General features: G+C 33.2%; 29 protein-coding genes. 16 read left to right on the top strand and 13 right to left on the bottom strand.

Annotated elements, in window-relative coordinates; genetic code table 11:
* Window positions 1-91: 91 nt before the first annotated feature.
* The 4 genes from CLV00_RS10130 to rpsF all read right to left on the bottom strand — a co-directional run bounded on the left by CLV00_RS10130 (window position 92) and on the right by rpsF (window position 4,522).
* Window positions 92-3,271 (bottom strand): carboxypeptidase regulatory-like domain-containing protein, encoded by a 3,180-nt coding sequence (locus CLV00_RS10130; protein ID WP_099715090.1) that lies wholly within the window; start codon window positions 3,269-3,271, stop codon window positions 92-94.
* 100 nt (window positions 3,272-3,371) lie between these two features.
* Window positions 3,372-3,812, bottom strand: a complete 441-nt coding sequence (gene rplI, locus CLV00_RS10125; protein WP_099715089.1) for a 50S ribosomal protein L9 — start codon at window positions 3,810-3,812, stop codon at window positions 3,372-3,374.
* 66 nt (window positions 3,813-3,878) lie between these two features.
* Window positions 3,879-4,175, bottom strand: coding sequence for a 30S ribosomal protein S18 (rpsR, locus tag CLV00_RS10120; protein ID WP_007138295.1), 297 nt, complete (start codon window positions 4,173-4,175; stop codon window positions 3,879-3,881).
* Window positions 4,176-4,180: 5 nt separating this feature from the next.
* Window positions 4,181-4,522 (bottom strand): 30S ribosomal protein S6, encoded by a 342-nt coding sequence (gene rpsF, locus CLV00_RS10115; protein ID WP_077370382.1) that lies wholly within the window; start codon window positions 4,520-4,522, stop codon window positions 4,181-4,183.
* A 165-nt stretch (window positions 4,523-4,687) separates the two neighbouring features.
* On the opposite strand from rpsF, the gene CLV00_RS10110 reads away from it, so the two are divergent.
* Window positions 4,688-5,383, top strand: coding sequence for a LytTR family DNA-binding domain-containing protein (locus CLV00_RS10110; protein ID WP_099715088.1), 696 nt, complete (start codon window positions 4,688-4,690; stop codon window positions 5,381-5,383).
* A gap of 11 nt (window positions 5,384-5,394) precedes the next feature.
* On the opposite strand, the gene priA is transcribed toward CLV00_RS10110, so the two are convergent.
* From priA to nadC, 4 genes are all read right to left on the bottom strand, one after another.
* The gene (gene priA / locus CLV00_RS10105) at window positions 5,395-7,845 is read right to left on the bottom strand and encodes a primosomal protein N' (RefSeq protein ID WP_099715087.1); all 2,451 of its coding nucleotides are present in this window, start codon (window positions 7,843-7,845) and stop codon (window positions 5,395-5,397) included.
* 68 nt (window positions 7,846-7,913) lie between these two features.
* Window positions 7,914-8,342, bottom strand: coding sequence for a DUF2147 domain-containing protein (locus CLV00_RS10100; protein WP_099716308.1), 429 nt, complete (start codon window positions 8,340-8,342; stop codon window positions 7,914-7,916).
* A gap of 102 nt (window positions 8,343-8,444) precedes the next feature.
* Window positions 8,445-9,353, bottom strand: coding sequence for a YihY/virulence factor BrkB family protein (locus CLV00_RS10095; RefSeq protein ID WP_099715086.1), 909 nt, complete (start codon window positions 9,351-9,353; stop codon window positions 8,445-8,447).
* Window positions 9,350-10,207 (bottom strand): carboxylating nicotinate-nucleotide diphosphorylase, encoded by an 858-nt coding sequence (gene nadC / locus CLV00_RS10090; protein ID WP_099715085.1) that lies wholly within the window; start codon window positions 10,205-10,207, stop codon window positions 9,350-9,352. Before nadC ends, CLV00_RS10095 begins: the two co-directional genes overlap by 4 nt.
* Window positions 10,208-10,458: 251 nt before the next feature.
* On the opposite strand from nadC, the gene CLV00_RS10085 reads away from it, so the two are divergent.
* The 3 genes from CLV00_RS10085 (at window position 10,459) to rlmH (ending at window position 12,081) form a co-directional block, all read left to right on the top strand.
* The gene (locus CLV00_RS10085; RefSeq protein WP_099715084.1) at window positions 10,459-10,932 is read left to right on the top strand and encodes a hypothetical protein; all 474 of its coding nucleotides are present in this window, start codon (window positions 10,459-10,461) and stop codon (window positions 10,930-10,932) included.
* A gap of 58 nt (window positions 10,933-10,990) precedes the next feature.
* Window positions 10,991-11,461: an SRPBCC family protein gene (locus tag CLV00_RS10080; protein ID WP_099715083.1), complete on the top strand. Its 471-nt coding sequence runs from the start codon at window positions 10,991-10,993 to the stop codon at window positions 11,459-11,461.
* Between the two features lie 146 nt (window positions 11,462-11,607).
* Window positions 11,608-12,081, top strand: coding sequence for a 23S rRNA (pseudouridine(1915)-N(3))-methyltransferase RlmH (rlmH, locus tag CLV00_RS10075; protein ID WP_039109797.1), 474 nt, complete (start codon window positions 11,608-11,610; stop codon window positions 12,079-12,081).
* 16 nt (window positions 12,082-12,097) lie between these two features.
* Here rlmH and CLV00_RS10070 read toward each other — a convergent pair whose 3' ends face one another.
* Both CLV00_RS10070 and folP read right to left on the bottom strand, forming a co-directional pair.
* Window positions 12,098-12,718 (bottom strand): hypothetical protein, encoded by a 621-nt coding sequence (locus tag CLV00_RS10070; protein WP_099715082.1) that lies wholly within the window; start codon window positions 12,716-12,718, stop codon window positions 12,098-12,100.
* 2 nt (window positions 12,719-12,720) lie between these two features.
* The gene (gene folP, locus CLV00_RS10065) at window positions 12,721-13,545 is read right to left on the bottom strand and encodes a dihydropteroate synthase (protein WP_099715081.1); all 825 of its coding nucleotides are present in this window, start codon (window positions 13,543-13,545) and stop codon (window positions 12,721-12,723) included.
* Between the two features lie 88 nt (window positions 13,546-13,633).
* Between folP and CLV00_RS10060 the strand changes: the two genes are divergently transcribed.
* From CLV00_RS10060 to tpiA, 4 genes are all read left to right on the top strand, one after another.
* A complete protein-coding gene (locus CLV00_RS10060) occupies window positions 13,634-14,179 on the top strand; it encodes a DUF1599 domain-containing protein (RefSeq protein WP_099715080.1) in 546 nt (181 codons plus the stop codon).
* Between the two features lie 104 nt (window positions 14,180-14,283).
* Window positions 14,284-15,384 (top strand): BT_3928 family protein, encoded by a 1,101-nt coding sequence (locus tag CLV00_RS10055; protein WP_099715079.1) that lies wholly within the window; start codon window positions 14,284-14,286, stop codon window positions 15,382-15,384.
* Window positions 15,385-15,614: 230 nt separating this feature from the next.
* Window positions 15,615-16,112 (top strand): TlpA disulfide reductase family protein, encoded by a 498-nt coding sequence (locus CLV00_RS10050; protein WP_099715078.1) that lies wholly within the window; start codon window positions 15,615-15,617, stop codon window positions 16,110-16,112.
* 52 nt (window positions 16,113-16,164) lie between these two features.
* Window positions 16,165-16,917 (top strand): triose-phosphate isomerase, encoded by a 753-nt coding sequence (tpiA, locus tag CLV00_RS10045; RefSeq protein ID WP_099715077.1) that lies wholly within the window; start codon window positions 16,165-16,167, stop codon window positions 16,915-16,917.
* A gap of 54 nt (window positions 16,918-16,971) precedes the next feature.
* Here the strand turns inward: tpiA and CLV00_RS10040 are convergent, their stop codons facing one another.
* A complete protein-coding gene (locus CLV00_RS10040; protein ID WP_099715076.1) occupies window positions 16,972-18,195 on the bottom strand; it encodes a porin in 1,224 nt (407 codons plus the stop codon).
* Between the two features lie 95 nt (window positions 18,196-18,290).
* Here CLV00_RS10040 and prmA point away from each other — a divergent pair, with 95 nt between their 5' ends.
* The 4 genes from prmA (at window position 18,291) to CLV00_RS10020 (ending at window position 21,519) form a co-directional block, all read left to right on the top strand.
* Window positions 18,291-19,151, top strand: a complete 861-nt coding sequence (gene prmA / locus CLV00_RS10035; RefSeq protein WP_099715074.1) for a 50S ribosomal protein L11 methyltransferase — start codon at window positions 18,291-18,293, stop codon at window positions 19,149-19,151.
* A gap of 46 nt (window positions 19,152-19,197) precedes the next feature.
* Window positions 19,198-19,473 (top strand): ATP-dependent Clp protease adaptor ClpS, encoded by a 276-nt coding sequence (locus CLV00_RS10030; protein WP_099715072.1) that lies wholly within the window; start codon window positions 19,198-19,200, stop codon window positions 19,471-19,473.
* A gap of 93 nt (window positions 19,474-19,566) precedes the next feature.
* Window positions 19,567-20,838 carry a sterol desaturase family protein gene (locus CLV00_RS10025; RefSeq protein WP_099715070.1) on the top strand — a complete coding sequence of 424 codons (1,272 nt, stop codon included), beginning with the start codon at window positions 19,567-19,569 and terminating at the stop codon, window positions 20,836-20,838.
* Window positions 20,839-20,847: 9 nt separating this feature from the next.
* Window positions 20,848-21,519 carry a lysoplasmalogenase gene (locus tag CLV00_RS10020; RefSeq protein WP_099715068.1) on the top strand — a complete coding sequence of 224 codons (672 nt, stop codon included), beginning with the start codon at window positions 20,848-20,850 and terminating at the stop codon, window positions 21,517-21,519.
* Between the two features lie 44 nt (window positions 21,520-21,563).
* Here CLV00_RS10020 and CLV00_RS10015 read toward each other — a convergent pair whose 3' ends face one another.
* Together CLV00_RS10015 and CLV00_RS10010 are read right to left on the bottom strand one after the other, a co-directional pair.
* Window positions 21,564-21,980, bottom strand: a complete 417-nt coding sequence (locus CLV00_RS10015) for a DUF6691 family protein (RefSeq protein WP_099715066.1) — start codon at window positions 21,978-21,980, stop codon at window positions 21,564-21,566.
* Between the two features lie 44 nt (window positions 21,981-22,024).
* Window positions 22,025-22,585: a YeeE/YedE family protein gene (locus tag CLV00_RS10010; protein WP_099715064.1), complete on the bottom strand. Its 561-nt coding sequence runs from the start codon at window positions 22,583-22,585 to the stop codon at window positions 22,025-22,027.
* Window positions 22,586-22,778: 193 nt separating this feature from the next.
* Between CLV00_RS10010 and CLV00_RS10005 the strand changes: the two genes are divergently transcribed.
* The 4 genes from CLV00_RS10005 (at window position 22,779) to CLV00_RS09990 (ending at window position 26,462) form a co-directional block, all read left to right on the top strand.
* A complete protein-coding gene (locus CLV00_RS10005; protein ID WP_099715062.1) occupies window positions 22,779-23,228 on the top strand; it encodes a 2-dehydro-3-deoxyphosphooctonate aldolase in 450 nt (149 codons plus the stop codon).
* Window positions 23,229-23,439: 211 nt separating this feature from the next.
* On the top strand, window positions 23,440-24,258 hold the full coding sequence (gene kdsA, locus CLV00_RS10000) for a 3-deoxy-8-phosphooctulonate synthase (RefSeq protein WP_099715060.1): 819 nt from the start codon (window positions 23,440-23,442) through the stop codon (window positions 24,256-24,258).
* Window positions 24,259-24,276: 18 nt separating this feature from the next.
* The gene (locus CLV00_RS09995; protein ID WP_099715058.1) at window positions 24,277-25,122 is read left to right on the top strand and encodes a hypothetical protein; all 846 of its coding nucleotides are present in this window, start codon (window positions 24,277-24,279) and stop codon (window positions 25,120-25,122) included.
* A gap of 248 nt (window positions 25,123-25,370) precedes the next feature.
* Window positions 25,371-26,462 carry a PAS domain-containing sensor histidine kinase gene (locus CLV00_RS09990; protein ID WP_099715056.1) on the top strand — a complete coding sequence of 364 codons (1,092 nt, stop codon included), beginning with the start codon at window positions 25,371-25,373 and terminating at the stop codon, window positions 26,460-26,462.
* Window positions 26,463-26,466 lie beyond the last annotated feature (4 nt).

Here is a 26,466-nt window from a genome sequence, read left to right as displayed (position 1 = left end):
AACTTTTGTCTTAACTCTCTTTTGAAATTTTTAAATCAAAAAAAAGCCCTCTCAAATGAGAGGGCAAATTTAATCTATTTTTATCTTTTTTTTAGAAAATATATCTAACTCCAAACTGTGCTTGCCATCTTGACAATAAACTTGCATCATAGTTGAACGTTTTAGTTTGAGTTCCGTTAAAAGTGTATGTTGGTATTTTTGTAGTTTGATCTACAGATACACCAATTGGTTGAACACTTGTTGGTACTTGAACCAATCCCCAATCAGAATTAATCAAATTTCCTAAATTCAATACATCGATACTAAATTGAATAGTGTTTGTTTTAGTAGAAGCAGAAGAAACTTTAAAGTTATAATCTTGCATTACTTTAAGATCCCATTTCCCTCTCCATGGAGATAAAGCTCCGTAACGCTCTGCATACTGACCTCTTCTTTCATTCAAATAATCATCTTGACTGATAAATGCATCAAAAGCCGCTCCTTGTCCTGCTCCAGAAAAAGCCATAGCACTGATTTCAGCAGTTGTTGGAATATAAATCAAATCGTTTGTTCCTGACCCATCATTGTTGATGTCTCCACCATAAATATAGTTAAAACGACCTCCTTGAGCATATTCAAAGAAAGTAGATACAGTAGTCGCCCATTTGTCATTACCATATTTCCATTTTTTTGAAGCTACACCAATAAAACGGTGTGTATCTCCATATTTAGAATCAGATAAAACGGCATTATTTACGTTTCCTAAGGCTGGGTTAAAAGCGAAAGCATCACCTGTAATTTCCGCCTCAATTGAATTCACATCTTGAGATTTCAAATAGTTATACGCTAAACTTGCGAACAATCCGTTATCAAAATTCTTTTGTACTTTGATAGAAGAGTTAAATGCACTTCCTTTATCAGAATTTGTCATTACGTAAGCACTGTTACTTTGCTTATCAGAAGCATTGTCATAAATTAACCTGTTATCAACACCTGCAAGAGTTCCTGAAGGCGTTCTTAAACCCCAGTTTTGCACGTGAACTCCATTGATATCTTTGTTATAAGACATGTCAACAGTGACAATGTAATTGCTTTCAAATTTATGGTCAACACCTAAACTTGTTCTCCATACTTGCGGCCATTTATAATCTGGATCCATAATTTGGAAAAAACTATCATCAGCACCGCTCACTTGATTTCCTAACCAAACAAAAGGAATTCTTCCTGTAAAAATTCCGGTTCCTCCACGAATTTGTGTAGTTTTATTTCCATTAACGTCCCAGTTAAATCCAAGTCTTGGAGACCAAAGTAATTTATCACTTGGTAATTTTGTTGATATTAAAGGAACTTGATTTCCTGTTTCCGGGTCATAATACTGAGTCGCATTATTTCTCGTAGCACCATTATCTGTATCAATATACTTTTGAATCAAATCAGCTGTATTAAAATACAATGGTTTATCTGCTCTTAAACCAAAAGACAGTTTAAAATTATCGTTAACACTCCAGTCATCCTGCATGTAGAATGCAACTTGACCTACGTTTAATTCTGATAATTTCCATCCATTATCTTCTCCTACTCCAAAAGAGTTTTTAGCTTCAAATTGATTTTGCGCATAAAGTAAATTCTGAGCAATTATACTTGTTGCAAAAGGCTTAGCTGCATCAGCTAAAAATGCTGCTACATTTGAATATGGTGTATAAAAAGTTCCTGCATAACCATTAGGATTACCAAAATTATCATAACCAGCTAAGTTAAATGAATTCTGAAATTGAAATTTTTCAAATGATGCACCAAAAGTAAAAGAGTGATTCCCTACAGTATAATTTAAGTTATCTGTAATTTGAAAAACTTTTTGATCTAATGTATTATTGATAGAAAATGGCTCATGCCCTGCAATAATATAATTTGATCCTGCTCCGTCTTGAATATTAATTACTGGAGCCGGTGAAGAAAATGGATTTCTAAAGTCATCAAAATGCGTGTAACCAGCCTGTAATTTATTAGATACTTTTTCATTAATCTTAGAGTTCAACTCTAACAAGAAAGAACTCAATTTATTATTGATTTGATATCCTGAATTTTGAAATTGCAAAGTAGAAGCATTCGGACCTCTAAATCCTAAAGCTGACGGGTGAGCCGGTTTGTCTTTGGAAGCATCCAAAAAGTTATAAATAACGGCTAATTTATTATTATCATCAATATTCCAATCTAATTTTACAATTCCTTTTCTTGAATTTGAATTATGAGAGAAACCTTGATAAGCACCCGTATTATATCCTAATGAAGACAACGCATTTGAAACATTGATCAAATCTGTCTCTAAAACTCTTGATTCGTTAACACCTGTAACAGCATCACCGTTATTAGCCACAAAGTTTGACCCAAAATCACTTCTTTCGTCAATTTCAAAATTGGTAAAGAAGAATAATTTATTTTTAATAATTGGTCCACCAACACTAAAACCTGCTTGTGTTTGCTCTAATGAAGGCACAAATATCTTTTCTCCTTTTATTTTATTACCCGTCATGTCTTGATTTCTATAGAAAGCATAAGCTGTACCATGAAACTCATTTGAACCGGATTTAGTAACTGCATTCACAGAAGCTCCAGTAAAACCAGATAAAGTAACATCATAAGGAGCAGTCGCCACTTGAATTTGTTCGATTGCATCCAATGAAATTGGCTGAGAACCAGTTTGTCCACCAGGAGTTGCAGCATCTAATCCGAAAGGATTATTGAATATTGCACCATTTAATGAATAATTATTGTACTGATCATTTCTTCCTCCAAAAGAACCTCCACTTGCAGTTGGCTCTAAACGGGTAAAATCATCGGCTGATCTTGAAATAGAAGGTAATGCAGATAATTCTCTACGTCCAATTGTTGTTTCTGCACCAGTTCTTCCACTTTGAAAAACTTTATTTTTGGTTCCAACAACTTTTACTTCTTCTAATTTCTGACTTTCATCTTTTAAAAGAACATCTAAACTGAATACTTTACCTAAATCAAGGTAAACATCATTGAATTCTTCACTTTGATAACCTACAAAAGTTACTGTAATTTTATATGGACCACCAATTCTCATGTTCAAGATACTGAATCTTCCATCTTCATTCGATAAAGCGGAATACTTAGATCCTGTTGGAGTATGAACTGCCAATACTGTTGCTCCGGGAAGCGTCTCATTATTAGAACTTTTAACAATCCCTTTAATACTAGAAGTAGTCGTTTGCCCAATGACTGAGTAAAAACTACTAAAGATTAGTAATAATGTAATAATTTTTTTCATTTGTTTGAATATGTGTTATTTGTGGGTCAAAATTAGACAAAAAAAAAAATCACTCCTAAGAGTGATTTTTATATTTTATTAACAAAATGTTAACCAAATGTTATTTTTCAGCAACGATTTCGTAGTCTAATTCAACGATAACATCTCTGTGTAAACGAACACTAGCAGTATATTTACCAGTACGTTTAACGATTCCGCTAGTAATGAATTTTCTTTCGATTTGTTGTCCACCTTTAGCTAAAGATTCAGCGATATCAATATTCGTGATTGAACCGAATAATTTTTCACCACCTGCTTTTGCAAAGATTTTAATTTCGATAGCTTTCAAAGCTTCAGCTAATGCTTTTGCATCTGCTACAACTTTAGCTTCTTTGTGCGCTCTTTGTTTTAGGTTTTCAGCTAATACTTTCTTTGCAGAAGATGTTGCTAAATGTGCATGACCTTGAGGGATCAAAAAGTTACGACCGTAACCATTTTTTACCGTTACAATATCATCTTTAAATCCTAAATTTTGAACGTCTTGTCTTAATATAAGTTCCATGTTGTTGTCCTTTGTTATAGAAGTTAGGTTTCATGTCTCAGAAAACCAACAACTGAGTTTTAATTATTATTTTAGTAAATCTGCCACATATGGCATTAAAGCTAAGTGACGCGCTCTTTTTACAGCTACAGACACTTTTCTTTGGTATTTCAATGAAGTACCTGTTAAACGACGAGGAAGAATTTTCCCTTGCTCGTTTACGAATTTCAATAAGAAATCAGCATCTTTATAGTCAATATATTTGATACCTGATTTTTTGAAACGACAATACTTTTTAGTTTTGTTAGTTTCTATGTTCAAAGGCGTAAGATATCTGATATCCCCGTCTTTTTTTCCTGAAGCAGATTGTTGTAATGTTGCCATGATAATTAAGCTTTTTGAGATTTAAGTTTTGCTCTTCTTCTTTCAGCCCAAGAGATAGCATGTTTGTCAAGACTTACAGTTAAGAAACGCATAACTCTTTCGTCACGTCTAAATTCAGTTTCAAAAGCGATAAGAACTTCTCCTGATACTTTAAATTCGAACAAATGGTAAAAACCACTTTTCTTGTTTTGGATTTCGTAAGCCATCTTTTTAAGACCCCAGTCTTCTTTAGATACCATTTCTGCTCCTCTACTAGTAAGAAAATCTTCAAATTTGCTTACTGTTTCCTTTACCTGAACTTCAGATAAAACGGGATTTAAAATGAAAACAGTTTCATAATGATTCATAAATATATATTTATTTGTTATTTTGGGTGCAAAAGTAATCAATTAATCTGATTAAACAAGTCTTATTTCATTTTATTCGACGTAAGGTAAAAAAATCCGCCCAATTAGTTTTTTTTAAATAAAAAAGTAATATATTTACTCAGCCAAATCTAAAATACTAAAATTATGAAACTAAACTGTGTTGTAGTAGATGATAGTTCTATTCAAAGAATGATTATCGCAAAGTTAGTTAATAATCATCAAAATTTACACTTAATCGGTGATTTTTCTAATGCAATCGAAGCCAGAAGCTGTATGTCTATACACAATGTAGACCTTATCTTTTTGGACATCGAAATGCCGGTAATTAGCGGCTTTGACTTTTTGGATGGTTTAAAAGTAAAACCTCAAATTATTTTCATAACCTCAAAAGCTGAGTATGCTATGAAAGCGTTTGATTATGATGCTACGGACTACCTTCAAAAACCAATTGCAATCGACAGATTCAACGCTTCGGTAAAAAGAGCTATTGATTTACATCTACTTAAAAAAGAAAACAAAGAAGAAGAAGGAGAACATATTTTCATTAAAAGCAATTTGAAAAAATTGAAAATATTTACTTCTAAAATAAAATGGATTGAAGCTTTTGGTGATTACGTAAGAGTAGTTACAGAGGAAGACAGCAATCTGGTACTCTCTACCATGAAATCTTTTGAAAATGACTTATCAAAAGAAAAATTTGTACGTGTACACAAGTCCTATATTATCAACATTGATAAAGTAGAACGTTTCAACAGTAAATTTGCCGAAATTGGAGTTACAAAAATTCCTTTAAGCCGACATAAAAAAGAAGATTTAGTAAAAGCACTTGCCTTTTCATAGGCAACTGAATTTTAGTAAAAATCGACGTTTGACGTAACTTTTATAGCTCTGTATTGAGCAACAGCTTCAAAACTATTCAACATTTTCTGGATAGTTTTTTTTGTGCTTACAATTGATGCATTCTGAGGAATCTTTATTATAATCGTACGAATGTATTCGTTTCTAATTCTGCTGATTGCAGGCTCTTCAGGTCCCAGCACTGGCATATTAAGATTCTGGCTCATCACTTGATACAACCACATCGAACCTTCTTTTAATTTATCAAAATCACGTTGTTTCAAAGTAAGCTTTATAATTCTGAAATACGGCGGGTATTTATATATCTGGCGGTCATACAATTGTTCTTTATACATGCCCAAATAATCATTATTAGTAACTTGCTGTATTGTATTATGATTCGGATTATACGTCTGGATAACAACTTTTCCTTGTTTTTCTGAACGTCCAGCTCTTCCCGCAACTTGAGTCATCATTTGAAAACTCCTTTCGAAGGCCCTAAAATCAGGATGATACAACATATTATCCGCATTCATGATTCCTACCAAACTCACGTTATCAAAATCCAATCCTTTGGCCAACATCTGAGTTCCTACTAAAATATCCATTTCTCTATTCTTAAAGCTATCGATAATTTTTTCGAATCCAAATTTCCCTCGAGTCGTATCCTGATCCATTCTTCCAATTTTAGAATTTGGAAAAATAGATACTAACTCTTGTTCAATTTGTTCGGTTCCAAAACCTTTTGTAGTCAAATCAACACTGGAACAGGAATGACAATGAGTAGGTTTTGCCATTGTATATCCACAATAATGACAGCGCAACTGATTTTTATGTTTATGATAGGTCAAACTCACATCACACTGCTGACATTGCGGTACGTGGCCGCAAGTCATACATTCTATTACCGGAGAATACCCACGTCTGTTTTGAAATAAAATGACTTGTTCACCCAATGACAAAGCAATATTGATTTCTTCAATTAAAACATCACTAAAATGTCCCGTCATTTTTTTGCGAAAGTATTTATCTTTCAAATCCACCAATTCAATATTCGGCATCATGACATTTCCAAATCGCTCCGAAATTTCGACTAAACCAAATTTATCCGATTTGGCATTGAAATATGTTTCAATACTTGGCGTAGCCGAACCCAAAAGTACTTTTGCTTTATGCGAATGAGCCAAAACTATAGCCGCATCGCGAGCATGATAACGCGGTGCAGGATCTACTTGCTTAAAAGTTTGTTCATGTTCTTCATCTACAATTATGAATCCTAGATTATAAAATGGTAAAAACAAAGATGACCTCGCCCCTATTACCACTTGCGCTTTTTCTGAATTCACCAAAACTTGATTCCAAACTTCGATGCGTTCATTATTATTATATTTCGAATGAAAAACAGCTACTTTATTTCCAAAATAAGTCCTTAATCTCCCCACTAATTGAGTAGTCAAAGCAATTTCCGGCAATAAATACAAGATTTGTTTTCCAGTTTCCAAATACTCTTCGATGAGTTTGATATAGATTTCTGTTTTTCCGCTCGAAGTGACACCATGCAACAAACACACTTCTTTTTGAGTAAAACTTTCTTTGATTTCCTCAAAAGCTTTTTGCTGAGCCAAACTCAACTGCAATTGATCCTCGCGTATTTTTCCTGTAAAATTTACTCGGTCTTCCTGAAGAAAATAATCTTCGAATATTTCTTTTTCAATTAAAGCCTTTACAACTGCCGAAGAAGAATTAGCCGCTTCTACCAGTTTTTTTACGGTAATAGGTTTTTTCTCCACAGCACTCAATTGAAAATAATTCAATACGATTTCTTTTTGCTTGTTGGCACTTTTTAGTGTTTCGAGTAATTCGCTCAATCCCTCGTTTGATTCATATTTAGGATGCAAACGAACATAACGCACTAACTTAGGTTTGTAGGTTTCCTGTATTTCTTCCTGAAGCACTAATATGTTTTTGTCTATCAATTTTTGAATAACAGGAAAGATATTCTTCTTATTTAAAATAGCCATTATATCCTGGACTTTCAAGGAACTTTGCTGTTGCAAGGCTTCATAAACCAAAAATTCATCATCCGAAAGCAGACTTGCATCAATAACCAAATCTGTTTTTTGAGAAATTATGGTTTCGCTTTCCAGCAAAAGTGCACTTGGCATGGCACCACGATATACATCACCAATAGCACACATATAATAGGAAGCAATCCATTGCCAGTGTGCAATTTGGATTTCAGTCACAATGGGTTTTTCATCCAGAATTTGATGAATTTCCTTGGCTTCGTATAAAGTGGGTTTGTTTTGATGAATTTCAATAACTAATGCCGTGTAAATTTTACTTTTCCCAAAAGGAACAGCCAACCGCATTCCAATTTTTATATAATGGAACTCCGCTTCAGAGACGCTATAGGTAAAGGTTTTGGCTAAAGAAAGGGGTAAAATTACTTCGACGAAATGCATTTTTATTTTATTATGAGTTTTGAGTTATGGTGATTCTTTACTTTGAACTCATAACTCACAATTTATAATTATTTTACTCTATTCCAGGTTTGTGTTCTTCCAAATAATGCTACACCTATATATCCGCGTACTTTTAACTTGTCATTTCCTTCGAGAGCCAAAAAGCATTTGTATAATTTACCTGATGTTGGGTCAAGAATTTTTCCTGAATTGTATTCATTGCCATCTTTTGTCAGTCCTTTAATAATGACAAGACCTAGAACTGGTTTGTTTTTTTCGTCACCGGGACAATTTACGCATAAGTTCTTTTTCTTTTCAGCATCTAAAATGTCGATGATTTTTCCATAAATTTTTCCGGAACGCTCGTAGATTTCCACGATCGATTTGGCTTTCCCACTCTGATCATCAATAGTTTTCCATTTGCCAACAACAGTATGGTTTTGACCATAAAAAACCATCGAAATAAATAATGCGAGTATTGTAATGCTATTTTTCATTGTTGTCATTTTTTAGCCCTGTTAGACGTAGTAACCCAATCATTGCTAGGAACGAATAGCAGGAAATAGCTCCTAATTTTGAAACTATTTTGATTTAAAAAATCATTCTTTTTTTGCTTTCAATTTATTTACTGTAGCATTCAATTCGAAACCCAACAGCAATATCATGCAGTTAATCCAAATGTAAAACATCAAAATCAACAATGTTCCTATCGACCCATATAATTCATTGTACTTAGAAAATTTTATGACCCAAATACCAAAAGCATACGAATCCAAAAGAATCAATATAGTAGTGAATACGGACCCTATCGATATAAATGCTCTGTTTTTATCGTGTTTTGTACCAAACTTGAAAAGTATAGACGTTGTTCCTAAAATCATTAAAATTACAAATGCATATCTTCCTAAAACAATTAACGCTATTTGATCACTCAGTATTGTTTTTTGAATAAAAACTTCAAAAACTACTATTGTTGCCACAGTTACAATCAATAAAAAGGACAACAATAAGGACATTCCCAAAGCCACTAAATATTGCCTGATAAACCCTCTTTTTATGAGAACATGACGGGACGATTCAAATCCTCCAAGGATTCCGTTTAAACCGTTTGCCATCAACAAAATAGACAATAAAAACCCATAAGATACTAATCCTGAGTGACTGTTATTAAGAATATCATTGATGATTTTATAAATAGCATCATACGTATTGGGCGGTACACCTTCCTTTACAAACAGTAAAAAATCATCTTGAAAACCTTCAATAGGAATGTATGGAATAAGGTTTAAAATGAACAGCGCAAAAGGAAATAAAGCCATGAAGAAACTAAATGCAATCGCACTGGCATGATATGTCAAAGCGCTTTCGACAATTCCTAAGCCGTATAATTCCAATAAATCATATAACGACAATCCTTGTAACCAAGGAAGCTCGATTTTTTTTAGCACATTAACCAGATTCCGTACTATTGGAATTCTTTGTAATTTAACTTCTATTTCTTTACTCATATCGCTTTTAAGCTCAAATCCATGTTATAAATAGAATGTGTCAATGCTCCTGATGAAATATAATCTACGCCACATTCTGCATAATGGCGAATGGTGTTTTCATTAATATTTCCCGAAGATTCTGTTTGGCATTTATCGCCAATCAAAGCTACTGCTTTTTTAGTGTCGTCATAATTAAAATTGTCTATTAAAATTCTAAAAACACCTTCACTTTCCAATATTTCTTTGATTTCATCCAGGTTTCTGGCTTCGACAATAATTTTTAAATCCAGATTATTTTCTTTTAAGAAAGCTTTGGTTTTGGCTATAGCCAAAGTAATTCCGCCGGCAAAATCGTTGTGATTGTCTTTGAGCATAATCATGTCATACAAAGCAAAACGATGATTTTCGCCTCCGCCAATTTTCACCGCCCATTTCTCACAAGCTCTGAATCCCGGTGTGGTTTTACGAGTGTCGAGAATTTTAGTTTTGGTTCCTTCTAATAAACGAACGTATTCCTTGGTTTTAGTGGCAATGGCTGACATTCGCTGCATTGAATTCAAAACGACACGTTCCGATTTCAAAATGGATTGTGAACTCCCCGAAACATGAAAAACAACATCTCCTTTTTTTACTGGAGTACCATCCTCGATAAAAGTTTCTATTTTCAAATTAGGGTCTACATATTCAAAAATCATTTTAGCGAAAGCCACTCCTCCAATTATGCCATCTTCTTTTACAAGCAACTTCGCTTTTCCATTTGCTGTAGCTGGAATACAAGCTAAAGAACTGTAATCGCCAGGACCTACATCTTCCCGAATGGCATTTTGTATTAGTATGTCTAACTCGTTTTTAAACTGTATGTCGCTAATCATTTTATAGGAAATTTATGGAATGCTAAAGTAAGATTTATTTTGTGGATTTGAAAATATGTATGCTTGGTTCTTTGAAAAAAAGAGGTAAATCAATGTGTTTTAACAGAGTATTACATTTTAATTAAGATAAGAATATCGGTACTATTAATTTAACACCTATTCTTATATTTTCATCCAATAAAATCAATTCTTTTATACTGTGGTGTATTATTTAAAATCTTATATTTGAACTAGTAACTAAAACGCTGATTATGAAATCTTTTTTAAGCCTTCTTTTTGTATCTTCGATACTAATGACTTCTTGCAAAAAAGAAGTTGAACCACAAAATACCGCAACTCCTACAAATGTAGTTCCCTTTACTGAAGTTGGTAAACAAATGAAGAGCGAAACTTCGACGGCAACTCAGGTTCAACAAACTACAAATACTATAAATCCAAATAATGCAGTGGCTACTTCCGGTCCTGTAGCTGCCGGAATGAATCCTGCGCACGGTCAGCCATCGCACCGTTGTGATATTCCTGTAGGTGCTCCATTGAATTCTCCACCAGCCGCAACTACAAACAAAACAGCTGTTCAGCAACAGAATCAACCCGTTCCTACATCCACTGTAACTACGACAACACCAGTTGCTACGACACCTACTCCAGAAGGAATGAATCCACCACATGGTCAAGCCAATCACCGATGTGATATTGCTGTGGGTGCGCCATTGCCTAAATCATAATTTGAATTACAAAAGCATTCATGCAAAATTGGTGTAAATCCGTTTGAAAATAAAGATTATGGCTATGGAAACCAAATACTTCGCAAAAGCCGAAATGTTAATTAGAAAACCCATTGAACTTGTTTTTCAAGCATTTATAAATCCCGAAATCACGACTAAATTTTGGTTCACTAAAAGCTCCGGAAAACTTGAAGAAGGAAAAGAAACAGAATGGACTTGGGAAATGTACAACCATTCTATTGTGGTTAATACTAGAACCGTAGAACTGAATAAAAAAATTGTGATTGAATGGGGAAGCCTCGATGAAATTTCAACGGTGGAATGGACATTTAAAAATTTAGGAGAAGTTGGAACTTTTGTAAGCATCGTTAATACCGGATTTCATGGAGAAACAGAAAAAATTATCTCACAAATACGGGATTCTACTGAAGGATTTACATTAGTTTTAGCGGGTTTAAAAGCCTACTTGGAACACAACATTCAGCTAAATTTAGTTCTTGACAGATTTCCAAAAGAGCTTAATGAATAAATACTAAGAACTATTACTTCAGCTAATTGCTTAAAGGTTAAAGAAAAAATTCCTCAAAAATTCTAAATAAACAATCTTAAATAGCTTTTTCTTCAATCAAATACAATGTCAATTTTCTATCTTTGCGCCTCTGAAATCCAACAAAAATGAACATCAAATTGATTGCTATCGGTAAAACCGATAACAAAGCCTTACAATCTTTAATAGACGATTATACTAAGCGATTGTCTTTTTATATCAAGTTCGATTTGGATATCATTCCTGATATCAAGAACGTAAAAAACTTATCTGAAAGTCAACAAAAAGAGAAAGAAGGCGAATTGATTTTGGCAAAAATTACACCAACGGACCAACTTATTTTATTGGACGAAAACGGAAAAAATTTTTCCAGTGTAGGTTTTTCAGAGGAATTACAAAAGAAAATGAACTCTGGAGTAAAAACTTTGGTTTTCGTAATTGGTGGTCCTTATGGTTTTTCGGAAACGGTTTATGCCAAAGCGCAAGGAAAAATATCGCTGTCTTTAATGACTTTTTCGCATCAAATGGTGCGGTTGTTTTTTATCGAACAATTGTATCGTGGTTTCACGATTTTAAGAAATGAACCGTATCATCATCAATAATTGTTCTGTTTGAAGTTTAATAAATAAATTCTTGAGTGCTTTTCATTTCTACTTTTAAACTTTCAATAAAAATTTTATTTTGAATATAACCTCCAAAAGTTAGGTTTTTATCAAAGCAAAAAACATATTGGTTTAAGGTGTTACTTGGTAATCTATTTAAATACGTTAATAATTCTTCTCTTTTCACTTCAATAGAATCTACTAAAATTTCATTGTTTTTGGCAAAAAAGACAACTATTCCTGACTTTGATTTTTCCAGTTTGTAATACACATTGGTAAAAGGAATAAAAGCGAGATTTTTACCAATCGTATCTGCGTAGGAATAATAATTTTCGGCCTTTTCATTCTTGTGTGCTTTCTCAGTACGCTTTTTCTCCTGCAACTTCATGATTTCCGGAATGGCAAGTCGCAACGGTAAACGTTTGTCAACATTTAGAATCCAATTAGTTGAAATAATACTGTTTTTCCTGTTTACTTCAGCTAGCGTATCTTTTCCTTTTGTTCTAAAAAAAATATAGATTGGAGAGAGATCATCTACATTTTTGACAATTGTTGTATTGGCTTTTGGTAATAAAATATCCTCTTTGTTCCCACAAGAAAACAAAGTAAAAAGAACAATCAGAGTGAAATATTTCATCGTTATAAATTGATTTTATTGAATAATGCAACACATTCCATGGCTTCTTTTACATCGTGGACACGAAGGATTTTTGTTCCTTTGGTCAATGCCAAAGTATTCAAAACCGTCGTTCCGTTTAACGCATTTTCTATAGTCGTATTCAGCGTTTTATAAATCATCGATTTTCTTGAAATTCCAACAAGAAGTGGCAGTTCCAATATATTTAACAATTCCATTTTCTGGAAAACTTCATAATTTTGATCTATTGTTTTGGCAAAGCCAAAGCCCGGATCGATAATCAAATCATTGATGCCAAAACTTCTGGCCTTGGCAACTTTTTCAGAAAAATAGAACAACATTTCTTTTACAATATCATTGTAATCCGTGAGTGTTTGCATCGTTTGTGGATTGCCTCGCATGTGCATCATAATATAAGGAACATTGTATTTTGCAATTATCTCAAACATTTTTTCGTCCAGATTTCCTGCTGCAATATCGTTGATGATTGCTGCACCGCTTTCTATCGAAGCTTTTGCCACTTCACTTCTAAAGGTGTCAATCGAAATTATCGTTTCTGGAAAATGTTTTAAAATCAAATCTACAACAGGAACAATTCTCGCAATTTCTTCTTGTTCCGAGACAAATTCTGCACTTGGTTTACTGGAATAAGCGCCAATATCTATAAAAGTAGCTCCTTCAAGTACCATTTTTTCGACTTGCGAAAGGATTTCGGTTTCATTCTTATACTTTCCACCATCAAAAAAAGAGTTGGGCGTCACATTCAAAATCCCCATAACTTTGGGAGTTGATAAGTCAACAAGTATTCCTTTGCAGTTAATAGTCATTCGTTTACAGTTTTAAAGACTTCAAAATTCTACATTCAAAAAAATTATCTTATTTTTGAAAAAATTTGAATACAAATATACACCAATAATGAAGAATACTTCAAAAGAATACGATACTGTGATTGCGACTTGTCGTACGCTGTTTATCAATAAAATGAAAGATTACGGATGTGCTTGGCGAATTTTAAGACTGCCTTCGTTGACCGATCAAATCTATATAAAAGCCCAAAGAATTAGAAGCTTACAAGAAAATGAAGTCCGCAAAATTGATGAAGATGAAACAGGTGAATTCATCGGAATTATCAATTATTCTATCATGGCGTTGATTCAATTGGAATTAGGTGTTGCTGACCAACCCGATTTAGAAGTTGCAAAAGCAACCGAATTATACGATGCCAAAGTTAAACTGACCAAAGATTTAATGGAAGATAAAAATCATGATTACGGTGAAGCTTGGCGCGACATGCGTGTGAGTTCACTAACAGATTTGATTTTACAAAAACTACTTCGTGTCAAACAAATTGAAGACAACAAAGGAAAAACATTAGTTTCTGAAGGAATCGATGCGAATTATCAGGATATGATTAATTATTCGATTTTTGCCTTGATTCTAATGGGTTTTGGAAATAAATAATAAAAAGCAATAACTAAAAATGAAATCGCCAGGATTCCAAAATCACAAACTGGAATCAAGAATGGAGATATCATATTCCATTAAAAAACAAATATTATCTTCATATGAAAAATATAATTACTCAATTTTCTAGAATTTTCGTTGGAATCCTATTTATTATCTCCGGATTAATCAAACTGAATGACCCAATCGGGTTTTCATACAAACTGGCTGAATATTTCAGTGAGCCGGTTTTCAACATGCCCTTTTTCGTTCCGTTTGCACTAGGAATTGCTTTGTTTTTAGTAATTCTTGAAGTGGTTTTAGGTATTATGTTGCTCATTGGTTACAAAACCAAATTCACTATCTGGAGTTTATTAATCTTGATTGTACTGTTTACTTTCCTGACTTTTTATTCCGCTTATTTTAATGTGGTAAAAGACTGTGGTTGTTTTGGAGACGCTTTAAAACTGACACCTTGGCAATCTTTTACAAAGGATATTGTTTTACTTTTCTTTATTCTGATATTATTTTTTAATCAAAAATTGGTAAAACCGTTGTTTAGCAATAACGTACAAAACATAGTTATTTATGCCAGTATTGTTTTATCATCACTTATGGGAGTTTGGGTTTTAAACCATTTGCCATTAATCGATTTCAGACCTTATAAAGTAGGGAATAATATTCAAAAAGGAATGCGAATCCCTGATGGAGCAGAAAAATCTGTGGTAGAAATGGTATTTATTTACAAAGTTGGTGGTGTCGATAAAGAGTTTACCGAAAAAGATTTGATGTCAATTCCTGAAGGTGCCGTATTTGTAGACCGAAAAGACAAGGTTATCACAGAAGGTTACGTTCCTCCTATTCATGATTTTACAATGGAAAAAGACGGTTCAGATTACAAAGATGAGTTTTTAGAAGAACCAAAATTGATGTTGATTACAGCGTATGATTTGGTTAAAGCCGATCACAGTGGAATGGCAAAATTAGAAAAACTGAGTCAGGATGCTAAAGCCAAAGGATATAAAGTAGTTGCAATGACAGCTTCTTCACCAGAAGAAATAGCTGCTGCAAAAAAACAATTCGGATTAACATTTGATTTCTATTTTTGCGATGCTATAACTGTAAAAACAATCGAAAGAGCCAATCCAAGTATTGTACTAATTGAAAAAGGAACAATAAAACAAAAGGTTCATCACAATGATATTGCAGATTTAAAATTCTAAATAAACTATAAAACTTTAAAGTCGTAAAGTCCGAAACAGGAAACTTTACGACTTTTTACTTTAAAAGAATGATAAATGCTTTCTAAATAAATCGGCGGATCAAAATCATTCCATTATTTTTAAACTATAACGATATTGCTTTGTCATTTTCGAATAATGCTTTCAAAATTTCTTAATCCGTATAACGCATTCAAATTGTTTGTTTAACTTTGTTTAAAAACATTTCTATAATGAAAAAAATAATAGTATTACTTATTGCGGTTGTAACATTGTCTTGCACATCAAATGCGCAAAAAACTAAATTCTCCAAAGAAGCTTTATCTGAAACCCTTTTAGCCACTGATGGAAGTCAAGTTGCTTTTAAGGACATTTTACAAAAACACAAAGGAAAAACCCTGGTAATAGAAGTTTGGGCTTCCTGGTGTGGGGATTGCGTGAAAGCAATGCCAAAACTAAAAGAATTACAAGCTAATAATCCTGATGTTGGTTACTTATTTATTTCAATGGATAAAACTGCCGATAAATGGAAAGCCGGAATCGAAAAACACGAATTGAAAGGGGATCATTTCATGGCAAATGACCAAATGAAAGGGGTATTTGCAAAAGCCGTTGATGTGGATTGGATTCCAAGATACATCGTTGTTGACAAAAACGGAAAAATTGTTTTATACCGCGCCATAGAAACTGATTTTGATAAAATCAATGAAACGCTTAAAAATTTAAAATAATTCATTGCAATATTGAAAAACATAACCAAAAACTAAATATAATACGACTAAAATGAGAAAGAAGATTGTTGCCGGAAACTGGAAAATGCATAAAAATGCAGAGCAAACTGAAGATTTATTGAATGAATTAATAGCAAAAATACCAACTGACGCAAAAGCACAAGTAATTGTTGCTCCAACATTTGTAAACTTGGCTTCTGCAGTTGACCATTTGGAATTCACTAATATCGATGTTGCTGCACAAAACGTACATCAAGCGGAAAGCGGTGCTTTTACAGGCGAAATTTCAGCTGATATGTTAAAAAGTGTTGGTGTTGATATTGTAATTCTGGGACACTCAGAACGCAGAGCTATTTTTCATGAATCGGATGCTTTGATTGCTAATAAAGTAAATACAGCTTTAGAACATGATATGATGGTTATTTTTTGCTTCGGAGAAGAATTAAAAGACCGTCAATCAAAAAATCATTTTAATGTGGTAGAAAACCAATTGCGAGATGGTTTATTTCATATTGAATCAAAAGACTGGGACAGTATTGTTTTGGCCTACGAGCCAGTTTGGGCAATTGGAACTGGAGAAACAGCTTCACCGGAACAAGCACAAGAAATGCATGAATTTATCAGAGAAACAGTTCGTAAAGCTTTTGGAAGTGAAATCGCTGAAAACGTATCTATCCTTTATGGCGGAAGTGTAAAACCTGAAAATGCTAAAGAAATATTCTCAAAACCAGATGTAGACGGTGGTCTTATTGGTGGTGCTGCCCTAAAAGCAGATGATTTTTTAGCAATTGTAAATGCTATCTAAATTTTATAATTAAACTTCATAAAAAAAGCGGTGATTTATTTCACCGCTTTTTTTTTAAATTCCTATTTCTACCTGAAAACGCAAATACCAATTATTCTTGGTTCTGCCGTCAAAATAATTTAAAGTATCAAAAGTCAATTCGCTTTGTAATTTAAAAGTATGTTCCCAAATATACTTGGTTACACCAACAGTATATTGTTTAGAATTTGGAGCCAAAGTCCTAATATCCTCTCCTACTTTTTGAGTGGAATATCGCCCAATAATTTCATAGTTTGAAGGGAAATTATAACTCAACTGATGATCAAATCCGTTCCCTACATAAGCATAATTAGATTGTGTAATATCATCCGGATTTACAGTAACAGCATTTCTGGAAGTCGTTCTAGACATGTAACTTGACATTGCGGCCCAGCCATTATATTTCAACATAGCATCCAGCATAACTGATTTCATAGTGCGTTCTTCAAACAAATCGTTTCCTAATTGCCCTTGCACTCTTTTGGCATGATTATTTTGCTGAAAAGCTCCAGAAAGCATCAATTTTGGCTTTTTCTCTCTTACAATATCTCCTTCAAAATAAGTTCCATCTTTAGAAAATGAACCAAAAGGCAACAACTCCACTTTTCCGGTTACAGCAACTCCAGCATCAGCATTTCCTGTAATATTACGTCCTTCACCTGTGGATATAGCTGTTTTTAAATTATAAGAAAATTTATCTTTGAATTCATTCATATTATGAACTTGAAAACCAAAATCCCTATCGATTGTAAATCTGGCATTATTGATGGATCTATCAGTTAACTGTAATCCTCCGGATGAATTCACACGCTGACGATTTCCTGGCAATTTAGTTTGTCCAAAACTGATATTCCAATGTTTATTAGGTCTGTAAAAAACTACCGCATCACGAATAATATTGATATTTTCTCCTTCTTGAATTTCGCCCACATCGCCCGGTGCAAATGACAATTGAACTGCATATAAAAACTTTGGACTTCCAACATATCCATCAAATCGCAAGCGCAAACGTCTGATTTGTCCGTCGTAAACACCATCTTCACCTTCATTTTCGGTATATGTTACCCTGTTTTGCATTCGAAAACGAATATTCAACTGATATAAACTATCTGGAGAAGTAATTCCAATTCCTTTACCAAAACTATAATATGGAAGAGCTGATAATTTCAGGTCATTATCCTGTTTACTTTGTTTAATATTCTCTTGAGCATTCCCTAAAATACCAGAAAGAATAACAAAAAATAAAATAATCTTTTTCATGTAGTTGTTATGTGTTTGTTGTGCAAATGTAAAATAAAATTTGATTTACAAATGCCGTTTAAATAGTGATTACTACCTTTGCAAAAAAAATAAGTATGTCAAACATTTATATTGGGTATCATTTTACTATTGAGCCTAAAGACTCGAGCAGTAGCGAACAGGCGAAGCAATTAGGTTCTGAAATATTAATCGCAGAATTAGGAGAAAGAGCATTTGAGAGTTTTACAGAAACTGAAACGGGTATTTCTGCTTTTGTACAAAAGGATTTATGGGATGAAATGATTCTTGATGACATTCATATTTTACAATCTGAGGAATTTACAATCGATTATACATTTGAAGAAATCGAGCAAGTAAACTGGAATAAGGAATGGGAAAAGAATTTTGAAGCAATAGATGTTGATGGAAATTGTCATGTACGTGCGCCTTTTCACCCAAAAACGGATGCCGAATTTGATATTGTAATCGAACCAAAAATGAGTTTTGGAACTGGACACCATGAAACGACACACATGATGATTCAGCATTTATTAGAAATAGATGTTACCGGAATGAAAACCCTTGATATGGGATGCGGAACAGCCATTTTAGCAATACTTGCCGAGATGAAAGGTGCGCAACCAATTGACGCAATTGATATTGATAACTGGTGTTATTTGAATTCTATAGAAAATGCACAACGCAATAATTGTAAACACATTACAGTTTATGAAGGTGAGGCAGCATTACTGGAAGGCAAAAAATACGATTTGATTATTGCCAATATCAACAGAAATATTTTGTTGAACGATATGCAAAGTTATGTAAACAGTTTAAATCCTAATGGAACACTGCTTTTAAGCGGTTTTTATCAGGAAGACATACCATTTATAGATGCTTCTTGTACTGAAAAAGGATTAACGTATGTTAAAAAATTTGAAAGAAACAATTGGGTGTCTTTAAAATATGTAAATTAGTAGTAATATTTTTTTTATTAATTACGAAAGTACAAAAACCTACAAAATGAGTACTAAAGAAAAAGTAAGAGAAAGAGTAAGTGTAAAGGAATCAATCAGTTTAGATAATGAAATAGTAGTTTACAATGATGATGTAAATACTTTTGACCACGTTATTGAAACATTGATTCGCGTTTGTGATCACACTCCGGAACAAGCGGAACAATGTTCATTAATTGTACATTATAATGGGAAGTGTACCGTAAAAACGGGTCCTTACGAAAAATTAAAACCACAATGCACTCAATTATTAGAAGCAGGATTAAATGCGGAGATAATTTAAGAATAGTTAAACTTCCCTTTTAAAAATAAATTACTGTGAATAATTCAAAAACATTCTCTTTTATTCTATATTTGAATAAAAAAAAGTGTTTTTATGGAAGAATATGGTAAAATTTTAGTTTTTGTAATGCCTATTTTTTTGATTTTAATTATTATCGAAAAAATATACGGGCATTACAAAGGGGAAGACACTGCGCCAAACATGGATTCTGTTTCGAGCGTAAGTTCTGGAATGGTTAATTCCTTAAAAGATGTTTTAGGACTCAGCATAACACTGGTTTCTTACGACTGGATTGTCTCTAAAATAGCTTTATTTGATCTTCAAGCAAGCTTTCTAACTTATTTTATTGGATTTATAGCTATTGATTTTTATGGCTATTGGAGTCATCGTTTGTCTCATCAAATTAATTTTTTATGGAACAAACATGCCATTCATCACAGTAGTGAAGAATTTAATCTGGCCTGCGCACTTCGCCAACCGATATCCAGTTTTGTGAATCTGTTTACCTTTTTATTGATACCGGCCGCTCTTTTAGGAGTTCCTTCCAAAGTGATTGCAATAACGCTTCCTATTCATTTATTTCTTCAATTTTGGTATCATACGAAGCATATTAAGAAAATTGGTTTTCTGGAGAACATACTGGTTTCGCCATCACATCATAGAGTGCATCATGCCATCAACCCAGAATACATGGACAAAAACCATTCTCAAATATTCATCATTTGGGATAAATTGTTTGGTACTTTTCAAGCAGAATTAGAAACTGTCCCACCCGTTTTTGGAATCACAAGACCAGCGAGAACCTGGAATCCCATTCGGATTAATTTTCAGCATTTATGGTTATTGATTACAGATGCTTGGCGCGCTGAAAACTGGAAAGACAAATTCACAATTTGGTTTAAACCAACAGGCTGGCGTCCAGAAAATTTTGAAGAAAAATATCCCGTAACCAAAATTACCAATGTTTATGATTTTGAAAAATATGGTATTCAACATTCTAAAAAATTGATGTATTGGTCCCTTTTTCAAGCTATTATCACCTTACTACTCATTAGTTACCTCTATAATTCTATTGCTCTGATAGGTTTACCAAATGTATTTATTTACGGCGCATTCATCTTCCTGACCGTTTATAGTTACACAGAATTAATGGATACCCGTAAAAGTTCTATATTCTGGGAAAGCATGCGTTTTGCATTTGGAATTGGACTAATTTTCTATTTTGGCGATTGGTTTGGCATGAATCAGCTATTTCCTTTTGCGAGTTACGTCATGCTAAGCTATCTCATTTTGTCATTGATAGTAACCCTTTATTTTGTCAGCAGTAATTTTGAAAAAGAAACAATGATTGTAGCTCAATCTTAAAAACAACATATGAAAAGCGATATAATATTAAAGAGTTTTATTGGGTTTAGTCTTTTTTATCTTTCGTTTCTATTATTTGGGAATGAAAATACAGTTTGGTTTTTGAAACCCTATTTATTGCCATTTTTAATTCTCGCTGTTTATTTTCATGAAAGGTTTATTACCAAAAAAATTCTTTTAGCGGCTTTGACTTTGTCATGGATAGGCGATATTATTTTGATGTTTGCTGACAAAGGAGAATTGTATTTTATAGCAGGATTGATTGCTTTTCTTCTATCACACATTTCCTATATCACACTGTTTAGCAAACAATTAAAGATTTATTTAAAGAAAAGTAAAATCATCTTCTGGGTAGGAGTTACAGCAATTGCCTTTTATTTAATAGTAATGATGTTGATTTTACTGCCAAGTCTGGGAGACTTAAAAATTCCTGTTTTTGTTTATGCCTTGACTATTTCAATTATGCTGTTATTTGCATTGAAAGGCTTTTTAAACTGGCAAAAACCTGCCAACATCTATATTTTAATTGGCGCTATTATTTTTGTAGCCTCAGATAGTATTTTGGCGTTTGACAAATTCTATACTCCATTGCAATACAGCTCATTCCTGATTATGGCAACCTACTTAACCGCACAATACTTGATTGTTACCGGTATTTTAAAATTAAACAAAAAAAAGTAGCATTTTCATAAGAGAATGCTACTTTGATTTCAGATGTATTTCGATTAGTGAGGTAATTTATTTTTTAATAATCCATATAAATAAGTTCCCAAAAGAGCTCCGAAAAGCACTATCAGAACGGTCCAAAAACCGGCTCCAAGCAAAATAAATATAGGACCTGGGCAAGAACCTACCAATGCCCAACCCAATCCAAAAAATAAACCGCCAATCCAGTAGCGAGCAGATCCTTTTTCTTTATCCGGAATTTCAATTGATTCTCCTTTGATGTCTTTTATATTGTTTCGTTTTATGATTTGAATACCAATAATTCCTGTCAAGATAGCCACAGTAATAATTCCGTACATGTGGAATGACTGAAATTGAAACATTTCATAAATGCGATACCAAGAAACTGCTTCAGATTTAGTCAGTACAATTCCGAAAACAAATCCAACCAACAGATATTTTATTATATTTTTCATGCTTTTGCTTTTAATGTTAAGTTTATTCTGGTTGCCTTACAATTTTATTTTACAATTAATGGCAATAAAAAATGCGCCATTATCAATCCACCAATGAAAAACCCGATAACCGCTTTCAAAGAAGGAATTTGTAAATTACTCAAACCTGAAATAGCATGTCCTGAAGTGCAACCACCAGCATAACGAGAACCAAAACCTATCAAAACGCCACCGATAAGCAGTATAAAAATACTTTTTGGAGATTCTAAAATAGATATCCCAAAAAGAGCATCTGGCATTAGTTTTCCGTTTGGAGCTTCAATACCAAGTTGTGCTAATTCTGCAATTGTTTTAGGATTAATAGCCACATTTGAAGCATCTCCCATAAAATGAACGGCAACAAAACCGCCTAACATAGCTCCAAGAACGACTACTAAATTCCAGCGTTGTGCTTTCCAATCAAAATCAAAAAAGGCTACTCGTTTTCCTAAACCAGCCATAGAACACAATGAACGTAAATTAGAAGACATCCCGAAAGACTTCCCGAAATAAATCAAAGAAAGCATAATCATACCAATCAAAAACCCAGAAATATACCAGGACCATGTTTGAAAAATAATATCCATATTGTTTTTTGTGCAAAGATAAGAAGCATTTGATGAGATTTTGGAAGAAATGCGACATTCGGTTAAAAAGTGCTAATCCAAATTATTACGGGAACTCGCATTAAGGTCTAAAGTTCTGTTTATATTTGTATTATTTAAATTACACGGTATTGTAATTGCTATATAAATTTCACCTGATAAATTTACACTGAACATGAACAAATCAATCTTTTTTATTGCTTTACTAATCGGTATGGCTTCCTGCTCAAGTACACAATCTACTTTGAAAAACACCGATGATAACGCGCCAAACCTTACCCTTTCAAAAGACAATACTTTTGTGATTACTGAGTACAGTAAAGACAAAAAATATGGCTATGACAAAGATTATCCCATCAATATTTTCTTTAACAACACCAAAAATGAAACCATCAATCAGCAACGTTTTTTTAATGCTCTTGCCGGACCGAATGGCGAAGCCATAACCTATACGAAATTAGAAAACTGTTGTCCGTTTCCAACAAAAAGAAGCGAATTAGGTGCCGGTTTTTTGGATGTTTATAAAGTAAAGTGGGAAGGTCAGAAAAAACCCGTTACGCTATACGTGAACATTTACGAAAAAGGAATATTGATGGTTCCTGTGGGACTTTCATTGAAAAAATAATAGCTCTAGAATCCCAAAATATCCTTGCAAACCAATCCCCTAGCCCTGATGGTCCCGAAGCGTCGGGAGAAATCCTCCCGTTTTTTCGGGAGATTGCAACGTACAGCGGGAAAAAGCTCCCAATAAAACGTTAATCCAAGAAATTATTTGCAAATCATAAATAGTAAATCGCAAATCATAACTACCTTTGCATCTTTAAAAAATTCATATTATGAACCTACAACATATTCCACAAATTAAATATACTGACAGTGGTAATTTCTTTCTGCTAGCTGGTCCTTGTGCCATTGAAGGTGAAGAAATGGCAATGCGAATTGCCGAAAAACTAGTTGGTATTACTGATAATTTACAAATTCCTTTCGTTTTTAAGGGATCATTCAAGAAAGCTAACCGTTCTAGAATTGACAGTTTTTCAGGAATTGGTGACGAAAAAGCATTAAAAATCCTTAGAAAAGTTTCTGAAACATTTAAAGTTCCTACTGTTACTGATATTCATACGAACGAAGATGCGGATATGGCTGCTCAATATGTTGATGTATTGCAAATCCCTGCTTTTTTAGTGCGCCAAACCGATTTAGTAGTGGCTGCTGCCAATACCGGAAAAGTGGTAAACTTGAAAAAAGGACAATTTATGAGTCCAGAAAGCATGAAACATGCGGTTCAAAAAGTATTGGATTGTAATAATGAAAACGTAATGGTTACGGATAGAGGAACGATGTTTGGCTACCAAGACATGATTGTTGATTTTAGAGGAATTCCTACTATGCAACAATACGCTACAACTGTTCTTGATGTTACACACTCATTGCAACAACCCAACCAAACCGCTGGTGTGACTGGAGGAAGACCAGATATGATTGAAACCATTGCCAAAGCTGGTATTGCTGTAGGTGTGGATGGAATTTTTATAGAAACTCATTTTGATCCTGCTAATGCAAAAAGCGATGGAGCAAATATGTTGCATTTAGATTACTTTGAATCATTAATGACCAAGTTAGTTGCCATCAGAAAAACAATAAATACATTTTAAATTTAGGCCCCAAATTCATTGAAACATTTTTTTTTATTTTCAGCATTCCTAATTATACTATTTACTAATACTACAATTGCACAGGAAAAAACAGTAATACAAGATCGATACACCAGCCATAATAAAGGGAAATTTTTTATTTCATGGGGAGGAAACAGAGATAGTTATACTAAATCTGACATCACTTTTAGTGGAAAAGACTATAACTTTACTCTGGATAATGTACAAGCGCATGACAAACCAAAAGGATGGCATGTTGATTATCTCAATCCAGCAAGGATGACTATTCCCCAAACTAATTTAAAATTGGGGTATTTTATAAATGATCATTATAGTGTAGCAATAGGCGTTGACCACATGAAATATGTGATGACACAAGATAAGGCCGTAAATATTGATGGTTTTTATCCTAATCCGGGATCATATGATGAGTTGTTACCTAACGATCAGGTGCTTTTGACGGAAGAATTTTTAACTTTTGAGCATACCGATGGTTTAAATTATGTACACACTGAATTTTCAAGACACGATGATATTTCTTCTATTTTCAAAATTAAAAATACAGACAAAATTCAAGTTAATCTAACTGAAGGAGTAGGTTTTGGTCTTTTGTATCCAAAAACTAATACAACATTATTAGGAAAAGAACGTCATGATGATTTTCATGTTTCCGGTTATGGAACTTCTTTGAAAGCAGGTTTGAACATCACTTTTTTCAAGCATTTTTACCTTCAAGGAGAACTTAAAGGCGGTTATATCAATATGCAGGATATACGAACTACAACAAGCTCCGAAGATACTGCTTCACAGGACTTTTTCTTCTTTCAAAGAATTATTGCTGTGGGAGGAATATTCAAAATATAATAGCACACAAATAATAATAAAAACGAGGCTGCCTGTAAATTGACAGCCTCGTTTTGTTTAATCTAATTTTTTATTTTAATGAATCAGATGCTTCAATTTTAATTATAAATTTGTTTCTTGCATCGCTTTTATTATAAGTATTTATTAGCTAAATTTGAATATTAAGTTTTTTCCAAAAGAACAAAAGTAAAGAATTCATAAAATTTGTATTTGCCCAAAATCCGAATGATAAGTAACCTCTAAAATCAATGACTGTAAAAAAAAGTAATCCTGATTCAGAAGGGATCTATCACTTTGATAATTTTTTTAATATCTCCGCTGATTTTATTTGTATTGCAGGATTTGACGGCTTTTTCAAGAGAATAAATCCCGCTGTTTCAAAATTATTAGGCTTTTCTGAAGAGGAATTATATGCTAGACCTATAAGTAGTTTTGTTTATACTCCAGACCTTAAAATCACAATCGAAACCAGAGAGCAAGTATATAAAAACAAGCCCCTTTTAAATTTCGAAAATCGGTATTTAACGAAAAGCGGAGAGATTGTTTGGCTATCTTGGACATCTATGCCAGTTGAATCCGAAAAATTAGTGTATGCAATTGCCAAGAACATCACTCACAAAAAGAAAGTAGAAGAAGAGCGCAATTTACTTCTTGCAAATCTTACACAAATCAACAAGGAACTTACTGTTTTATCACACAAAACTTCCCATGATTTAAAATCACCTATCAATAATATGCTTTCGGTTTTTAGTCTTATTGATGTTTCTAAAATCAATGATCCGGAAACACTGGAATTGATTAATATTCTTAAATTAACCAGTGAAAATTTAAAAGAAACATTAAACGAATCTATCGATGAATTGGTAGAAAATGAGAATATAAATACTCAAATTGAAGAAATAAATTTAACCGAATCACTTGCTGAAGTCCTTGCATCCATAAATTCCTTGGTAAGCGATTCAAAAGCAATTATTAATGTTGACTTTTCAGCTTTTGAGAATGTTACTTTCAACAAGGCCTACATTAAAAGTATTTTTCTGAATTTACTAACCAATTCCATTAAATATTCAAAACCACATCAAGTACCAGTAATTACTATTCAATCTAGAAAAAATAATGGCGTGAACCAATTAATTTTTTCTGATAATGGGTTAGGTTTTGATATGGATAAAGTGAAAGACAAGATTTTTGGTTTATATGAAAAATTTCACAGTAACGTTGACAGTAACGGTATAGGATTGTATCTGGTTTACAATCACATCACAAGTTTAGGTGGCCGAATAGCGGTAGAGAGCAAAATAAATGAAGGTGCTACATTCACTATTTCCTTCAAATATTGAAAAA

Origin of the sequence: Flavobacterium sp. 11, assembly GCF_002754315.1 — a bacterium.
GTDB classification, from domain to species: Bacteria; Bacteroidota; Bacteroidia; order Flavobacteriales; family Flavobacteriaceae; genus Flavobacterium; species Flavobacterium algoritolerans.
Note: the sequence above shows the minus strand (reverse complement) of the source record. Positions and strands in the feature narration are given on the sequence as shown.

What these genes read in the sequence shown, in the direction of transcription:
- CLV00_RS10060 (WP_099715080.1), top strand. Translation starts at nt 13,634, where the DNA reads ATGAAGAATACTTCAAAAGAATACGATACTGTGATTGCGACTTGTCGT.
- CLV00_RS10025 (WP_099715070.1), top strand. Translation starts at nt 19,567, where the DNA reads ATGGAAGAATATGGTAAAATTTTAGTTTTTGTAATGCCTATTTTTTTG.
- CLV00_RS10005 (WP_099715062.1), top strand. Translation starts at nt 22,779, where the DNA reads ATGAACAAATCAATCTTTTTTATTGCTTTACTAATCGGTATGGCTTCC.
- tpiA (WP_099715077.1), top strand. Translation starts at nt 16,165, where the DNA reads ATGAGAAAGAAGATTGTTGCCGGAAACTGGAAAATGCATAAAAATGCA.
- CLV00_RS10010 (WP_099715064.1), bottom strand. Translation starts at nt 22,585, where the DNA reads ATGGATATTATTTTTCAAACATGGTCCTGGTATATTTCTGGGTTTTTG.
- rpsR (WP_007138295.1), bottom strand. Translation starts at nt 4,175, where the DNA reads ATGGCAACATTACAACAATCTGCTTCAGGAAAAAAAGACGGGGATATC.
- CLV00_RS10095 (WP_099715086.1), bottom strand. Translation starts at nt 9,353, where the DNA reads ATGAGTAAAGAAATAGAAGTTAAATTACAAAGAATTCCAATAGTACGG.
- CLV00_RS10110 (WP_099715088.1), top strand. Translation starts at nt 4,688, where the DNA reads ATGAAACTAAACTGTGTTGTAGTAGATGATAGTTCTATTCAAAGAATG.
- rlmH (WP_039109797.1), top strand. Translation starts at nt 11,608, where the DNA reads ATGAACATCAAATTGATTGCTATCGGTAAAACCGATAACAAAGCCTTA.
- prmA (WP_099715074.1), top strand. Translation starts at nt 18,291, where the DNA reads ATGTCAAACATTTATATTGGGTATCATTTTACTATTGAGCCTAAAGAC.
- rpsF (WP_077370382.1), bottom strand. Translation starts at nt 4,522, where the DNA reads ATGAATCATTATGAAACTGTTTTCATTTTAAATCCCGTTTTATCTGAA.
- CLV00_RS10055 (WP_099715079.1), top strand. Translation starts at nt 14,284, where the DNA reads ATGAAAAATATAATTACTCAATTTTCTAGAATTTTCGTTGGAATCCTA.
- nadC (WP_099715085.1), bottom strand. Translation starts at nt 10,207, where the DNA reads ATGATTAGCGACATACAGTTTAAAAACGAGTTAGACATACTAATACAA.
- CLV00_RS10015 (WP_099715066.1), bottom strand. Translation starts at nt 21,980, where the DNA reads ATGAAAAATATAATAAAATATCTGTTGGTTGGATTTGTTTTCGGAATT.
- CLV00_RS10130 (WP_099715090.1), bottom strand. Translation starts at nt 3,271, where the DNA reads ATGAAAAAAATTATTACATTATTACTAATCTTTAGTAGTTTTTACTCA.
- CLV00_RS10020 (WP_099715068.1), top strand. Translation starts at nt 20,848, where the DNA reads ATGAAAAGCGATATAATATTAAAGAGTTTTATTGGGTTTAGTCTTTTT.
- CLV00_RS10100 (WP_099716308.1), bottom strand. Translation starts at nt 8,342, where the DNA reads ATGAAAAATAGCATTACAATACTCGCATTATTTATTTCGATGGTTTTT.
- CLV00_RS10040 (WP_099715076.1), bottom strand. Translation starts at nt 18,195, where the DNA reads ATGAAAAAGATTATTTTATTTTTTGTTATTCTTTCTGGTATTTTAGGG.
- CLV00_RS10080 (WP_099715083.1), top strand. Translation starts at nt 10,991, where the DNA reads ATGGCTATGGAAACCAAATACTTCGCAAAAGCCGAAATGTTAATTAGA.
- CLV00_RS10070 (WP_099715082.1), bottom strand. Translation starts at nt 12,718, where the DNA reads ATGAAATATTTCACTCTGATTGTTCTTTTTACTTTGTTTTCTTGTGGG.
- priA (WP_099715087.1), bottom strand. Translation starts at nt 7,845, where the DNA reads ATGCATTTCGTCGAAGTAATTTTACCCCTTTCTTTAGCCAAAACCTTT.
- CLV00_RS10030 (WP_099715072.1), top strand. Translation starts at nt 19,198, where the DNA reads ATGAGTACTAAAGAAAAAGTAAGAGAAAGAGTAAGTGTAAAGGAATCA.
- CLV00_RS10085 (WP_099715084.1), top strand. Translation starts at nt 10,459, where the DNA reads ATGAAATCTTTTTTAAGCCTTCTTTTTGTATCTTCGATACTAATGACT.
- folP (WP_099715081.1), bottom strand. Translation starts at nt 13,545, where the DNA reads ATGACTATTAACTGCAAAGGAATACTTGTTGACTTATCAACTCCCAAA.
- CLV00_RS10050 (WP_099715078.1), top strand. Translation starts at nt 15,615, where the DNA reads ATGAAAAAAATAATAGTATTACTTATTGCGGTTGTAACATTGTCTTGC.
- CLV00_RS09990 (WP_099715056.1), top strand. Translation starts at nt 25,371, where the DNA reads ATGACTGTAAAAAAAAGTAATCCTGATTCAGAAGGGATCTATCACTTT.
- rplI (WP_099715089.1), bottom strand. Translation starts at nt 3,812, where the DNA reads ATGGAACTTATATTAAGACAAGACGTTCAAAATTTAGGATTTAAAGAT.
- kdsA (WP_099715060.1), top strand. Translation starts at nt 23,440, where the DNA reads ATGAACCTACAACATATTCCACAAATTAAATATACTGACAGTGGTAAT.